We start from the raw sequence: 13,868 nt of genomic DNA, 5'->3' as shown, positions 1-13,868 counted from the left end.
CTGCTGAACCTATGATCGGTCGCCTGGTGGTAGTCGGTCTCGGGTTGATCGGCGGTTCGTTTGCCAAGGGGTTGCGTGAAAGCGGTCTGTGCCGCGAAGTGGTCGGGGTCGATCTCGATCCGCAATCGCGCAAGCTCGCGGTCGAGTTGGGTGTGGTGGATCGCTGCGAGGAAGACCTGGGCGTTGCTTGTCAGGGCGCCGACATCATCCAGCTGGCGGTGCCGATCCTGGCCATGGAAAAAGTGCTCGCGCGTCTGTCGGGCATGGATCTGGGGCAGGCGATCCTGACCGATGTCGGCAGTGCCAAGGGCAATGTGGTGCGTGCGGCCACCGAGGCATTTGGCAAGATGCCGTCATGCTTCGTGCCGGGGCACCCGATTGCCGGTTCGGAGCAGAGCGGGGTGGAAGCCTCCAACGCCGAGCTGTTCCGTCGCCACAAAGTGATCCTGACGCCGCTGGATCAGACTGATCCTGCTGCCCTGGCGGTAGTCGACCGTTTGTGGCGCGAACTGGGCGCCGATGTCGAGCACATGCAGGTCGAGCGTCACGATGAAGTGCTGGCTGCGACCAGTCATCTGCCGCACTTGCTGGCGTTCGGCTTGGTCGATTCGTTGGCCAAGCGCAATGAAAATCTTGAGATCTTCCGTTACGCTGCGGGCGGTTTCCGCGATTTCACAAGAATCGCCGGAAGCGACCCGGTCATGTGGCACGACATCTTCCTCGCCAACCGCGAAGCTGTCCTGCGCACACTCGATACATTTCGCAGCGATCTCGACGCCTTGCGCGACGCGGTCGATGCAGGGGATGGGCACCAATTGTTGGGCGTTTTCACTCGCGCCCGGGTTGCCCGCGAGCATTTCAGTAAAATCCTGGCCCGCAGGGCCTATGTGGACGCTATGAATTCCAACGATCTGATTTTCCTGGCTCAACCTGGTGGCCGCCTGTCCGGTCGGATTCGCGTACCGGGTGACAAATCGATTTCCCACCGTTCGATCATGCTTGGCTCCCTGGCCGAAGGCGTCACCGAAGTCGAAGGCTTCCTCGAGGGCGAAGATGCCCTGGCGACCTTGCAGGCATTCCGTGACATGGGCGTGGTCATCGAAGGTCCGCACCACGGTCGCGTGACCATTCACGGCGTTGGCCTGCATGGCCTGAAGCCTGCACCGGGCCCGATCTATCTGGGCAACTCCGGCACTTCGATGCGTCTGCTGTCCGGCCTGCTGGCTGCGCAGAACTTCGACAGCACCCTGACCGGCGACGCTTCGCTGTCAAAGCGCCCGATGAATCGCGTGGCCAATCCGCTGCGTGAAATGGGCGCGGTGATCGAAACCGCCGCCGAAGGTCGTCCGCCGATGACCATTCGTGGCGGCAGCAAGCTCAAGGGCCTGACCTACACCATGCCGATGGCCAGCGCCCAGGTTAAGTCCTGCCTGCTGCTGGCCGGTCTGTATGCAGAAGGCAAGACCACGGTTACCGAGCCTGCTCCGACCCGCGACCATACCGAGCGCATGCTGCGTGGCTTCGGCTACCCGGTAACGGTCAACGGCGCGACCGCATCGGTCGAGTCCGGCAACAAGCTGACCGCGACCCACATTGAAGTCCCGGGTGATATTTCGTCCTCGGCGTTCTTCCTGGTGGCGGCCTCGATCGCTGAAGGTTCGGAACTGGTGCTGGAACACGTCGGCATCAACCCGACCCGTACCGGTGTGATCGACATCCTGCGCCTGATGGGCGCCGACATCACCCTGGAAAACCAGCGTGAAGTGGGTGGCGAGCCTGTAGCTGACTTGCGCGTACGTGCAGCTAAACTCAAAGGTATCGAGATTCCCGAGGCGCTGGTTCCGCTGGCGATCGACGAGTTCCCGGTGCTGTTCGTCGCCGCTGCCTGTGCCGAAGGGCGCACCGTGTTGCGTGGCGCTGAAGAGCTGCGGGTCAAGGAGTCGGATCGCATCCAGGTCATGGCGGATGGCTTGCTGGCATTGGGCGTCAAGTGCGAACCAACCCCGGATGGCATCATCATCGACGGCGGCCAGATCGGCGGCGGTGAAGTGCACGGTCATGGTGATCACCGTATTGCCATGGCGTTCAGCGTTGCTTCGCTGCGCGCCAGTGCGCCGATCCGCATTCATGATTGCGCCAACGTCGCGACATCGTTCCCGAATTTCCTGGCGCTGTGCGCACAGGTCGGTATTCGCGTGGCACAAGAGGCGCAGTCGTGAACAACATTGCACCGGTCATCACCATCGACGGGCCAAGCGGTTCGGGCAAGGGCACGGTAGCCGGGATTCTGGCCAAGCGCCTGGGCTGGAACCTGCTGGACTCCGGTGCGTTGTACCGATTGCTGGCCTTCGCCGCGCATAACCACGGTGTCGACCTGACCAATGAAGAGCTGCTGAAGAAACTCGCCGCTCATCTGGATGTGCAGTTCATCGCGGCGACGGACGGTCAGTTGCAACGCATCATTCTGGAAGGTGATGAAGTCAGCGATGTCATTCGCACCGAAAGCGTCGGTTCCGGCGCTTCCCAGGTGGCTGCGCTGCCCGCTGTACGCGAGGCGCTGCTGCAGCGCCAGCGTGCTTTTCAGGAAGCGCCGGGCCTTGTGGCGGATGGTCGCGACATGGGCACAGTGGTTTTCCCCGACGCGCCGCTGAAGATTTTTCTGACCGCCAGCGCCGAGGAACGGGCACGCCGTCGATATTTGCAGTTGAAGGGCAAGGTCGAGGGTGTTAGTCTGTCGAGTCTGCTAGATGAGATACGTGCGCGCGATGAGCGTGACACCCAGCGAGCGGTAGCCCCGCTCAAACCGGCGGCTGACGCCATACAGCTGGATTCCACGGAATTATCCATCGACCAGGTGCTGGAACGCATCATGAGCGAGATCGCCATTCGCGATATCGCCGGGTGACCAAGAAGGCCGCAGGGGACCAGTCATAGTCCTGCGGTGGCTTCTTTTAAATGAAACTAACCCACACCGTCTGGGGTGTGGAGATGGGCGTATTCTTCGCCCTCATCAACAGGAATTAAAATGAGCGAAAGCTTTGCGGAACTCTTTGAAGAAAGCCTAAAAACCCTGAACCTTCAGGCAGGCTCCATCATCACCGGTGTTATCGTTGATATCGATTACCAGGCTCGCTGGGTAACCGTTCACGCTGGCCTGAAGTCTGAAGCACTCATCCCGCTTGAGCAGTTCTACAACGACGCTGGCGAACTGAACATCAACGTCGGTGACGAAGTTCACGTTGCTCTGGACTCGGTTGAAGACGGCTTTGGTGAAACCAAGCTGTCCCGTGAAAAAGCCAAGCGCGCTGAATGCTGGATTGTTCTGGAAGCAGCCTTCGCAGCCGAAGAAGTGGTCAAGGGCGTTATCAACGGTAAGGTTAAAGGCGGCTTCACTGTCGACGTTAACGGCATCCGTGCGTTCCTGCCAGGTTCTCTGGTTGACGTCCGTCCAGTGCGCGACACCACGCACCTGGAAGGCAAAGAGCTGGAATTCAAGGTCATCAAGCTGGACCAGAAGCGCAACAACGTTGTCGTTTCCCGTCGTAGCGTCCTGGAAGCCGAGAACTCCGCCGAGCGCGAAGCTCTGCTGGAATCCTTGCAGGAAGGCCAACAAGTCAAAGGTATCGTCAAGAACCTCACCGATTACGGCGCATTCGTCGATCTGGGTGGCGTCGATGGCCTGCTGCACATTACCGACATGGCTTGGAAGCGTATCAAGCATCCTTCCGAAATCGTCAACGTTGGCGACGAGATCGATGTCAAGGTTCTGAAGTACGATCGCGAGCGCAATCGTGTTTCCCTGGGCCTGAAGCAACTGGGCGAAGATCCATGGGTTGCTATCAAAGCTCGTTACCCGGAAAGCACTCGCGTTACCGCGCGTGTAACCAACCTGACCGACTACGGCTGCTTCGCTGAGCTGGAAGAAGGCGTTGAAGGTCTGGTACACGTTTCCGAAATGGACTGGACCAACAAGAACATCCACCCTTCGAAAGTCGTACAAGTCGGCGACGAAGTGGAAGTTATGGTTCTGGACATCGACGAAGAGCGTCGTCGTATCTCCCTGGGCATCAAGCAGTGCAAATCTAACCCATGGGAAGATTTCTCTGGCCAGTTCAACAAGGGCGATAAAATCTCCGGCACCATCAAGTCGATCACCGATTTCGGTATCTTCATTGGTCTGGACGGCGGCATCGACGGTCTGGTTCACCTGTCCGACATCTCCTGGAACGAAGTGGGCGAAGAAGCCGTTCGCCGCTTCAAGAAGGGCGACGAGCTGGACACCGTTATCCTGTCGGTTGACCCAGAGCGCGAGCGCATCTCCCTGGGTATCAAGCAACTGGAAAGCGATCCGTTCTCCGAGTACGTTCAAGAGAACGACAAAGGCGCCATCGTTAAAGGCATCGTGAAGGAAGTTGACGCTAAAGGCGCCATCATCACTCTGGCCGACGATATCGAAGCGACTCTGAAAGCCTCCGAAATCAGCCGTGACCGCGTTGAAGACGCGCGCAACGTTCTGAAAGAAGGCGAAGAAGTAGAAGCCAAGATCATCAGCGTTGACCGCAAGAGCCGTGTAATTCAGCTCTCGATCAAGTCGAAAGACGTTGAAGACGAGAAAGAAGCAATCCAGAGCCTGCGCGACAAGCCAGTAGCTACTGATGCTCCTGTGGCCACCACTCTGGGTGACCTGCTGCGTGCACAAATGGAAAAACAGAACTAAGTTCTGACTTTCTGTAAAAAAGGGCGACTTTGGTCGCCCTTTTTTGTGCCTGGCGTTTGGTGAGTTACCTGTGGATGTAGCCGCTAGGATCGTGAACCAAAAACGCCGAAAGAAGGTCTGATTGTTTAGTCGGATCAAACGCTTATTTACAGCTAGTCTTTAGCCTGAGACTAATGATCGCCCGGTAGGCTTTCTGGCAAAAGGACGTGAATGAACAAGCTCATTGTCGCAGTAGCAGCACTGGCACTGGCACTGGCGGGTTGTACCACTAACGCCAAGACTCACGTAGTGCGTGGGGTTAGCGGTATTGAGGTTGATTGTTCGGGGCTCGGTTCGAAATGGGAGAAGTGTTACAAGCGCGCGGCCAAGGAGTGTAAGGGTGCGGGCTACAAGGTTTTGACACGGTCTGATGATCTTAAGGAAGAGGAGGAGGGGGGGCTTTTTGGGTTCAACCCGGCGGGTTTCCTGACGCGCACCATGCTGGTGATTTGCCGATGACAGGGTGATCGTCCAGAGTCTTCCCGTTCCCGGAATCAAGCATTTTGAGGGGCTGGGATAGATGCTAAAAGTCAGGCTGTTCAAAATCGTTCAGGCGTGCTAAAACCTTTGAAGCGCTGATCTAGCTGCTTGAAAAAGAAGGGAAAAATATGACGAAGTCGGAGTTGATCGAACGAATTGTCACCCATCAAGGGCTGCTCTCATCCAAGGATGTGGAGCTGGCCATCAAGACCATGCTTGAGCAAATGTCCCAATGTCTGGCTACCGGGGATCGTATCGAGATCCGGGGGTTTGGCAGCTTCTCTCTGCACTATCGCGCGCCACGAGTAGGGCGCAATCCGAAAACCGGCCAGTCTGTCAGTCTCGACGGCAAATTCGTTCCTCACTTCAAGCCAGGTAAAGAGCTACGTGACCGGGTGAATGAAGAAGAGGAGGATGTGCTTTGACAGTCGCTGCCGATCAAGGAGCTCTTCATGCGTAATCTCATGCGAGTGCTGCTTGGCGTGTTAATCCTTTTTCTGGTGCTGATGATCCTGGCGTTCGTGCTGGAGAATCAGCAATCAGTGACCTTGTTTTTTCTCGGTTGGGCCGGCCCGCAACTGCCAGTATCTTTGGTAATAGTTCTGGCTTTGCTGGCAGGGATGGTCATCGGACCGTTACTTGGTTGGATTCTAGGACGATCGTCCAGGATTTTGCGCAAGTGGCTGGTCTAGTAACATCAAGTAAGAAGTGCTCAGAGAGCTCGCGTCACAGATTCTCTACATCCCTTAGTAAATCGGTCATTAAGCTGTAAAATGTTGCGCTTGTTCGAGAGTGGTCTATCTCCACATCGATTTTGACTAGCTCTGACAGAAGCCGCATTTTTGGTGGCTTTTTATACATGGATTTGGCAGCACCGATGTGCAGCTCCGTCAGCAACTCAAGGGTATGGTTTCGCGTGAAAATTCTCGTAACCGGCGGAGCCGGATTTATTGGCTCGGCAGTCATTCGTCATATCATTTCGAATACCGCCGATTCTGTTGTTAACGTCGATAAACTTACCTATGCCGGTAATCTCGAGTCTTTAGCGGAATTCAGTCAGAGCTCGCGCTATGTATTCGAGCGCGTTGATATCTGCAACCGTGACCATATCGATCGCGTACTGCTTGAGTCTCAACCCGACGCTATCATGCATTTGGCTGCAGAGTCGCACGTTGACCGCTCGATCTCGACGCCCTCCGATTTCATCCAGACCAATATCATCGGCACCTACACCTTGCTGGAAGCTACTCGTCAATATTGGATGGCGCTGGACGATACACGCAAAGCCAGTTTTCGGTTTCACCACATTTCGACTGATGAAGTTTACGGAGACCTGGAAGGTCCGGAAGACTTGTTCACTGAAACTACAGCCTATCAGCCAAGCTCGCCTTACTCGGCCAGCAAAGCCAGTTCCGATCACCTGGTCAGCGCCTGGAGCCGTACTTACGGTCTGCCAACCCTGATCACGAACTGCTCGAACAATTACGGCCCTTGCCATTTTCCTGAAAAATTGATCCCGCTGATCATTCTCAATGCTTTGGAAGGCAAGCCTCTACCTGTCTATGGCAAAGGCAATCAGGTTCGTGACTGGCTCTATGTCGAAGATCATGCCCGCGCACTCTACAAAGTTGTGACCGAAGGCGTCATCGGTGAGACTTACAACATTGGTGGTCATAACGAAAAGCAGAATATCGAAGTCGTCCTTGCGCTGTGTGCGTTGCTCGATGAACTGCGTCCAGACTCTGCTCACCGTCCCCACGCTAGCCTGATCACTTATGTTCAGGACCGTCCAGGTCACGACCAGCGTTATGCAATTGATGCCAGCAAAATTCAGCGTGAGCTTGGGTGGGTACCGGAAGAAACATTCGAAACGGGCATCCGCAAGACGGTAGAGTGGTATCTGAAGAACACTGATTGGGTGGAGCATGTGAAGAGCGGTAGCTACCAGCAGTGGATCGAACAGAATTACGCGGGTCGTTCGAGTACGGTATGAAAGTCCTCCTGCTCGGGAAAAACAGCCAGGTCGGCCGGGAGCAGCAGCGATCACTCGCGCCACTGGGCGAGCTGGATCGTCAGAAGGTTGATGGTCTCTTCGAAGACTTGCCTGATCTGTTATGCCCTTCCAAAGAGCTTGAAACTTTAAGCATCATTGCTGATCAGATAGGGGTTGCGACAGGTGCGGATCCGATCGCCGATGTCACCACATTGGCGATTCTGCAAATTCAGACTCGGAAAGAGTTGTCGGGTATCCGCTATGTACTTGCCAAGCTGGCACGCGGGCATAAGCCGAGATGCTCAGGGGGCTCATAAGCGACTAATAAACACAAAAATAGGACTGTAGTTTTCAATGAATATCAATTTGTTATTCTAGCTGTCATGGTTTTAAAGATTTTTGCCATGCTTAAATAAAATGTTTTCACCTCTATGTTTGACTAAACTCATTGAAGGGCACTGATTTGAGTAAGTGACGCGCGTGCAGAGAGGAGCTGAAGGTGTTTTACATGGTTGAGGCTATAGTTTTTTTATTTCAAGGGTTTTAGGATATGCAGGTTGGTTCAAGTAGTTCTGTAGTCAATGATGGTCTCGATTTGCACGCGCTTGCTTATACACTTTGGCGACAAAAGCTGGTGATTTTGTGTGCTGCGCTGCTGGGGGCATTCGTAGCCGCTACCTATGCATTCCTCGCAGAGCCTTTGTACGAAGCGAAGGCTTTTGTGATCCCGCCTACCCAAAATGACATCGAGAACTTAAACTACGGTCGCATCGATCAGTCAAAGTTGCCTCAGTTTACGGTAAAAGAAGTTTATTCGGTTTTTTTGAAAAACTTGCAAAGTGAATCACTTCGTCGTGAGTTTTTCAAAAGTACATATTTAGCTGCACAGGGTAAGAATGAGGATCCCAAGGGAAAGTTATATGAGAAGCTTTCGAAGAATCTTGTTGTCTCCATAGTTGGTAAAGATGCGATGGATCGATACTCTGTTGTTATCCTGAATAATGATCCGGAAATCGGCGCCAAGTGGGTTGAGCAATTGTTGGAGCGTGCGCAGCAATTAGCGATGCAAGAGATTAATAAAAATATCTCTAGTGAGTATGATATTGAATCTCAAAATCTTCTTCAAGAAATAGTCTCGCTGCGGGAAGTTGGAGACAAGACAAGAGAAGATAGCTTGATTAAACTTCGTGAGGCCCTGGTAGTTGCCCAAGCGATTGGTCTTGAAAAGCCACCTGCCGTTGGCAGCGACTCGAAAGCCTCGATGGGTATTGTAGGTAACATGGAGGGTGATCTTACCTATATGCGCGGCACGAAAGCACTGACGGCTGAAATAGAAAATTTGAAAGCAAGGAAGTCTGACGATCCATTTATCGGCAAATTGCGAGAGATAGAAACGAAGTACAATTTTTATAGTCGACTTTCAAAAGGCCATCGAGAAGCTAAAGCTTTCAGGATAGATGGGCTCGTAGAAAAATCGGGCGCACCAGTCAAGCCAAAATTCTTATTTGTAATCCTGGCAGGTATGTTTTTAGGTCTTGTTTTTGGGATGGTTGTTGCAGTTGTTCGGGACTTTCTTGTGGCCAATAAGGTGTCCGTACAGAAAGGCCTATAACACACAGCGATTTCGCTGATTTTGATAGATTTTATTTATCGTGATGGGTGTTTGGTTTTGTCGGGGCTATTGAGTGGCGCTGATCGTATTGCGGGACGGCCTTATGTTCGTCTATCGGAAAAATAGCACTAAACAGGTGTACGATTATGTTTAGCCGGTAGATTGTTTGTATCAATGTTGATCAGAAGCCTAGGATCAGGCACGAGGGAAGAGTATGAAAGGCATCATTCTGGCAGGCGGTTCGGGAACTCGTTTGTACCCTCTGACGAAAGGGGTATCCAAGCAGCTGCTTCCGATTTACGACAAGCCGATGATTTTTTACCCGCTTTCTGTGCTCATGCTCGCCGGGATCCGTGACATCCTGATTATCACGACGTCTGAAGATCAAGCTGGATTTCAACGTCTGCTTGCTGATGGCAAGCAGTTCGGTGTCAACCTCACATATGCAGTTCAAGCAAGTCCCGATGGTCTTGCACAAGCATTTCTTATCGGTGAAGAATTTATTGGTAAGGATTCGGTATGTTTGGTACTTGGCGATAATATTTTTTATGGTCAGGGGTTTACGCCCATGCTTCAAGAGGCAACGAAGCGTAAAAGCGGCGCAACAGTATTCGGTTATCAGGTGAAGGATCCGGAGCGATTTGGTGTAGTTCAGTTCGATGAAAATCGTAAAGCGATCTCAATTGAAGAAAAGCCACTCAAGCCAAAGTCCAATTTCGCAGTAACCGGGTTGTATTTCTACGACAATGACGTGATTGAAATTGCAAAGCACGTCAAGCCTTCTGCACGCGGCGAGTTGGAAATTACCTGCATAAACCAGGCATATCTGGAACGAGGAAGTTTGCACGTTGAACTTCTGGGGCGAGGATTTGCGTGGCTGGATACCGGTACGCACGAAAGCTTGCTCGAGGCTTCGCATTTTGTTGAAACAATAGAAAAACGCCAGGGTTACAAGGTCGCCTGTTTAGAGGAAATTGCCTTTAATAATGGATGGTTGACCGTTGCAGAACTCAAAAGTACTGGCAATGAACTGAAGAAAAACAGTTATGGGCAGTACTTGTTGAGTCTGGTTGACGAGATTGATGAAAAGTAATTTGTTTAGAGTTTGAGTTAAGTTCTACATGGGTGGCCTATGGCATACTTGAGCGCAATACAGTTGAGTGAACTAGGTTTCAGAACCCTCGGGAAAGAAGTAAAAATCAGTGATAAGGCTGCTATCTATAATCCAGAGTTGATTGACCTTGGGGATTACACGCGAATAGATGATTTTTGCGTGGTGTCGGGGCGCGTGGTGTTTGGTAAGTACAATCATATTACACCAATGTGCCTCGTTGCTGGTGGAGTGCCAGGTATTGAATTTTCCGACTTCTGCACGTTGGCTTATGGTGTCAAAATTTTCTCGCAATCAGACGATTACAGTGGTGCCACACTTACTAACTCGTTGGTTCCAAAGAGGTATAAAAATGAAATATTCGAGAAGGTTAAGCTGGAGCGTCATGTAATAGTCGGTGCGGGAGCAATAGTGATGCCTGGAGTCACTATTAAAGAGGGCTGCTCGATAGGTGCTATGGCACTGGTTACGAAAAGCACTGATCCATGGGGGATTTACGTTGGTGTTCCTGCTGAGCGAGTGAAGGAGCGTAAGCGAGATCTCCTGGCACTCGAACAAATGTTTCTGGATGAACAAAAATGACTATTCCATTTAATAAACCACCTTATACCGGAAATGAAGACCAATACGTCATTTCCGCAATGCGCAGCGGAAAGATGTCTGGTGACGGGGAGTTCACCCTTCGTTGTCAGCGTTGGTTTGAAGGAAAACTACACTGCAAAAAAGCATTGTTAACACCTTCGTGTACTCAGGCGCTTGAAATGGCTGCTCTGCTGATCGATATTCAGCCGGGCGATGAAGTGATCATGCCTAGTTATACGTTTGTTAGCACAGCTAATGCTTTTGTATTGCGCGGTGCAAAAATCGTATTTGTTGATATTCGCCCTGACACTATGAATATTGATGAGACGCTTATTGAGGCTGCAATTACCGACAAAACCAAAGCTATTGTGCCTGTCCATTACGCGGGGGTTGCATGCGAAATGGACACAATTATGTCCATCGCAAAGCAACATAACTTGTTTGTCATCGAAGATGCCGCACAAGGTATGATGTCGACCTATAAAGGCAAGGCGTTAGGTACCATTGGCCACATGGCAGCCTATAGTTTTCATGAAACAAAGAACTATACAAGTGGCGGTGAGGGAGGACTGCTGCTGATAAATGATGAACAGTTTATAGTGCGGGCAGAGATCATTCGAGAGAAAGGAACTAATCGCAGCCTGTTTTTCCGCGGCATGATTGATAAATATACCTGGGTCGATGTGGGTAGTAGTTATCTCCCAGGAGAACTGCAAGCGGCTTATCTATTCGGTCAACTCGAAAAAGTTGACGAGATAAATAGTGCAAGACGTCATATCTGGGAAAGTTATTATCTGGCATTAAAAGAACTCTCCGATGCTGGCTATATCGAACTCCCCACGACACCTGATGGATGTGTCGGCAATGCCCATATGTTCTATATAAAAGTTCGGAATATCGACGTTCGAACAAAAGTACTGGGCTTACTCAAAGATCAAGAGATCGGTGCAGTTTTCCATTACATTCCACTCCACTCAGCGCCTGCGGGATTGCGGCTTGGTCGTTTTCATGGCAAAGATGTCTGCACCACAGTTGAGAGTGAGCGCCTGATTCGTCTGCCAATTTGGTACGGAATGCAAAAGAAGGACATAGATCGAGTAACTTCTGTTGTCATCGGTGCGGTTCATGCATCCGACCAGTAAAGTAGCAAAAAAATTCTCTGATAGTAAGCGTGCGCTAATTAGCGCCGCTTTAACTACTCTTGCCCAAATTTCGAAAATCGGAGTAGGTTTCGCCTTCATTAAGCTTGTTGCTGTATACCTTGGTGCAGAGGGTATGGGGCAGTTGGGGCATTTTATGAGTGCTGTCACCATGCTTTCTCTTCTTGCGGGAGGAGGGATTGTAAACGGCCTTATTAAATATGTTGCACAGTACAAAAAACAACCGAAGGAACTGCTGAAGACGATCGCGGTTTCCAAAGCTTACTCCTTAACTTTTTGTGTTGTTGTGTGTTTGTTGGGGATTTCTTTTTCCAGGGTTATCTCTAGCTATATTTTTAAGACGCCTGATTATTATTGGATTGTAGTATTTCTTTCTGTTTCTCAGTTTGGGTTTGCTTTTACCAATCTAGTGACGGGCGTCGCAAATGGTCTTCGCGATACCAAGACTTTTGCGGTCATTCAAATAGTCGGAAATATATTGGTTCTCCCGGTAAGTTGGATCTTGATTCAGAGATTTAATTTTGTCGGTGCAGCAATATCGATGGTGCTTTTTTTCTCGTTTTATTCGATACCGGCACTGTATTTTTACTGTAAATCTATTTTCTTGAAGTTGCCCATCGGTTTCAAGTTTGAGAAACAAGGTTTTAAACGATTGCTGTCCTTTACATTGATGGCAACAGTTGGAGCAATCAGTGTTCCATTGGTCGAAATTATTATTCGTGAGCAAATTATTGAGCATGTTGGATTTGTAGCAGCAGGTATTTGGCAGGCATCGATAAAGATATCCAGTGCATATATGGGTTTTTTTACGATTTTTCTCGCTGTTTATTTTATGCCAATGGTTTCAGAAAAGAGCAGAGTGTCGGACATTACACCTCTGGTTTTTAAGTTTATGAAGCTCGTTATGGTGCTTTTCGTACTGGGTGGAGCGGTGTTTTTCGCTCTTCGTCAATACGTAATTCCATTACTGCTTTCATCCGAGTTTTCCGAGCTTGAAGGTCTTATTAAGTATCAACTGCTAGCAGATTTTTTCCGTGTTATCACGTACGTGATAAGCTTCGTCGTAGTAGCACGGGCGGCACTCAAAATATACTTGCTAAGTGAACTGACTCAGGGTGTAGTGTTTTGCAGTTTAAGTCTGTTTTTTTTGAATAGTGGACAGGGCGTCGAAGGCGCTTTTATCGCTAATTTAATAATGAATGTAATTTATTTTATCGTTTCGGTTTTTGGTTTTGTGATTTATAAAAGGAGAAATGCCTGATGTTATCCGGGAGTGTAGTTGTATCTTGTTATAATCAGCAGGATTACATAGAGGAGTGTCTGGATAGTATCCTTTCTCAGGATATAGATTTTGACTGCGAAATTATTGTCTCGGATGATTGCTCAACCGATCGAACGCAGGAAATACTTCGTGAGTACTCAAGCAAGCACGAAGGTAGAATAAAGCTGCTGCTGAGAGAGAAAAACGTTGGCGCCGCCTTGAATTACCATGGTGTCCACAAGATGGCGTCCGGAGATGTTGTTTATCATTTTGATGGTGATGATGTCATGCTGCCGGGGAAGCTTCAGCAGCAGTATAATATTTTTAAAGAGAATGCGGATGTAAATGTCGTGTTCCACAAAGCCATTTATTTTTCTGATGACGGTTCTTACGCTTCTGAAACTCAGTACCCAAGTTCTGACGCAGGCCTGGTTTCTTTTATCTCGCTTCAGGAAATGGCTCGGTGGGGAGCGATCGCGGTTCACAGTTCTTACGCCTATCGTCGAACTTCCAGGAAGGCAGTCATTACTCGAGAATTTATGGAGTGGTTCTTCGTTATCGATTCTTTACTTCCTAATGGTAGGGCGGCCTACATAAATTCTCCGTTAGTCAAATATCGGTGTAATCCATCTGCGGGTTCTTATTTGTCGACGACCAAAGGGAAAATAAAATCGTATACGATTTATTTTGATGATTTGTATCGATATTTTTATCAGCTACCAGAGCTGAGAAAAGATCTATATTCTAATTTTGTTGTCACGTTTCTGGCGATGGCGAAATCTACTCATAAATGCACATTCAAGGGGGTGATTTTTCTATTGCGGAATTTTTACTACTTTCGACTACACAAATTTATGGATACGGTAAGCGTCAGAAAGCATGTAGGCCCTGAGAGCAAAGTTCGTTGACTAGA

The 13,868-nt window shown here is 50.1% G+C and carries 13 protein-coding genes and 1 pseudogene; all 14 read left to right on the top strand.

All coding sequences use genetic code 11. From position 1 onward, the window contains the following. The first annotated feature begins 11 nt into the window (after positions 1-11). The 14 genes and pseudogenes from AABM52_RS22880 (at position 12) to AABM52_RS22815 (ending at position 13,863) form a co-directional block, all read left to right on the top strand. The gene (locus AABM52_RS22880) at positions 12-2,219 is read left to right on the top strand and encodes a bifunctional prephenate dehydrogenase/3-phosphoshikimate 1-carboxyvinyltransferase (RefSeq protein WP_347912677.1); all 2,208 of its coding nucleotides are present in this window, start codon (positions 12-14) and stop codon (positions 2,217-2,219) included. Further along, positions 2,216-2,905: a (d)CMP kinase gene (gene cmk, locus AABM52_RS22875; protein ID WP_007973641.1), complete on the top strand. Its 690-nt coding sequence runs from the start codon at positions 2,216-2,218 to the stop codon at positions 2,903-2,905. The genes AABM52_RS22880 and cmk overlap by 4 nt, the downstream gene beginning before the upstream one ends. A 120-nt stretch (positions 2,906-3,025) precedes the next feature. Further along, positions 3,026-4,717: a 30S ribosomal protein S1 gene (gene rpsA / locus AABM52_RS22870; RefSeq protein ID WP_007973639.1), complete on the top strand. Its 1,692-nt coding sequence runs from the start codon at positions 3,026-3,028 to the stop codon at positions 4,715-4,717. Positions 4,718-4,927: 210 nt separating this feature from the next. After that, positions 4,928-5,215: a hypothetical protein gene (locus AABM52_RS22865; RefSeq protein ID WP_347908167.1), complete on the top strand. Its 288-nt coding sequence runs from the start codon at positions 4,928-4,930 to the stop codon at positions 5,213-5,215. 149 nt (positions 5,216-5,364) lie between these two features. Beyond that, positions 5,365-5,661 carry an integration host factor subunit beta gene (gene ihfB / locus AABM52_RS22860; RefSeq protein ID WP_150673561.1) on the top strand — a complete coding sequence of 99 codons (297 nt, stop codon included), beginning with the start codon at positions 5,365-5,367 and terminating at the stop codon, positions 5,659-5,661. Positions 5,662-5,688: 27 nt separating this feature from the next. Continuing rightward, positions 5,689-5,928 (top strand): lipopolysaccharide assembly protein LapA domain-containing protein, encoded by a 240-nt coding sequence (locus AABM52_RS22855; RefSeq protein ID WP_347908165.1) that lies wholly within the window; start codon positions 5,689-5,691, stop codon positions 5,926-5,928. Between the two features lie 224 nt (positions 5,929-6,152). Then, complete coding sequence (gene rfbB, locus AABM52_RS22850; RefSeq protein WP_347908164.1) at positions 6,153-7,229, top strand: dTDP-glucose 4,6-dehydratase; 1,077 nt, start codon at positions 6,153-6,155, stop codon at positions 7,227-7,229. Further along, positions 7,226-7,348: pseudogene (locus tag AABM52_RS22845) on the top strand (dTDP-4-dehydrorhamnose reductase); the annotation flags it as partial. The gene rfbB and the pseudogene AABM52_RS22845, both read left to right, overlap by 4 nt. 431 nt (positions 7,349-7,779) lie before the next feature. Further along, positions 7,780-8,841: a Wzz/FepE/Etk N-terminal domain-containing protein gene (locus AABM52_RS22840; RefSeq protein ID WP_347908163.1), complete on the top strand. Its 1,062-nt coding sequence runs from the start codon at positions 7,780-7,782 to the stop codon at positions 8,839-8,841. 214 nt (positions 8,842-9,055) lie between these two features. After that, complete coding sequence (gene rfbA / locus AABM52_RS22835; RefSeq protein WP_347908161.1) at positions 9,056-9,934, top strand: glucose-1-phosphate thymidylyltransferase RfbA; 879 nt, start codon at positions 9,056-9,058, stop codon at positions 9,932-9,934. Positions 9,935-9,973: 39 nt separating this feature from the next. After that, positions 9,974-10,534: an acyltransferase gene (locus AABM52_RS22830; protein ID WP_347908159.1), complete on the top strand. Its 561-nt coding sequence runs from the start codon at positions 9,974-9,976 to the stop codon at positions 10,532-10,534. Continuing rightward, positions 10,531-11,676 carry a dTDP-4-amino-4,6-dideoxygalactose transaminase gene (rffA, locus tag AABM52_RS22825; protein ID WP_347908157.1) on the top strand — a complete coding sequence of 382 codons (1,146 nt, stop codon included), beginning with the start codon at positions 10,531-10,533 and terminating at the stop codon, positions 11,674-11,676. Before AABM52_RS22830 ends, rffA begins: the two co-directional genes overlap by 4 nt. After that, on the top strand, positions 11,660-12,955 hold the full coding sequence (locus tag AABM52_RS22820) for an O-antigen translocase (RefSeq protein WP_347908155.1): 1,296 nt from the start codon (positions 11,660-11,662) through the stop codon (positions 12,953-12,955). The genes rffA and AABM52_RS22820 overlap by 17 nt, the downstream gene beginning before the upstream one ends. Beyond that, positions 12,955-13,863, top strand: a complete 909-nt coding sequence (locus AABM52_RS22815) for a glycosyltransferase (RefSeq protein ID WP_347908153.1) — start codon at positions 12,955-12,957, stop codon at positions 13,861-13,863. Before AABM52_RS22820 ends, AABM52_RS22815 begins: the two co-directional genes overlap by 1 nt. The last annotated feature ends 5 nt before the right edge of the window (positions 13,864-13,868 follow it).

This window comes from Pseudomonas grandcourensis (assembly GCF_039909015.1).
GTDB lineage: Bacteria > Pseudomonadota > Gammaproteobacteria > Pseudomonadales > Pseudomonadaceae > Aquipseudomonas > Aquipseudomonas grandcourensis.
Note: the sequence above shows the minus strand (reverse complement) of the source record. Positions and strands in the feature narration are given on the sequence as shown.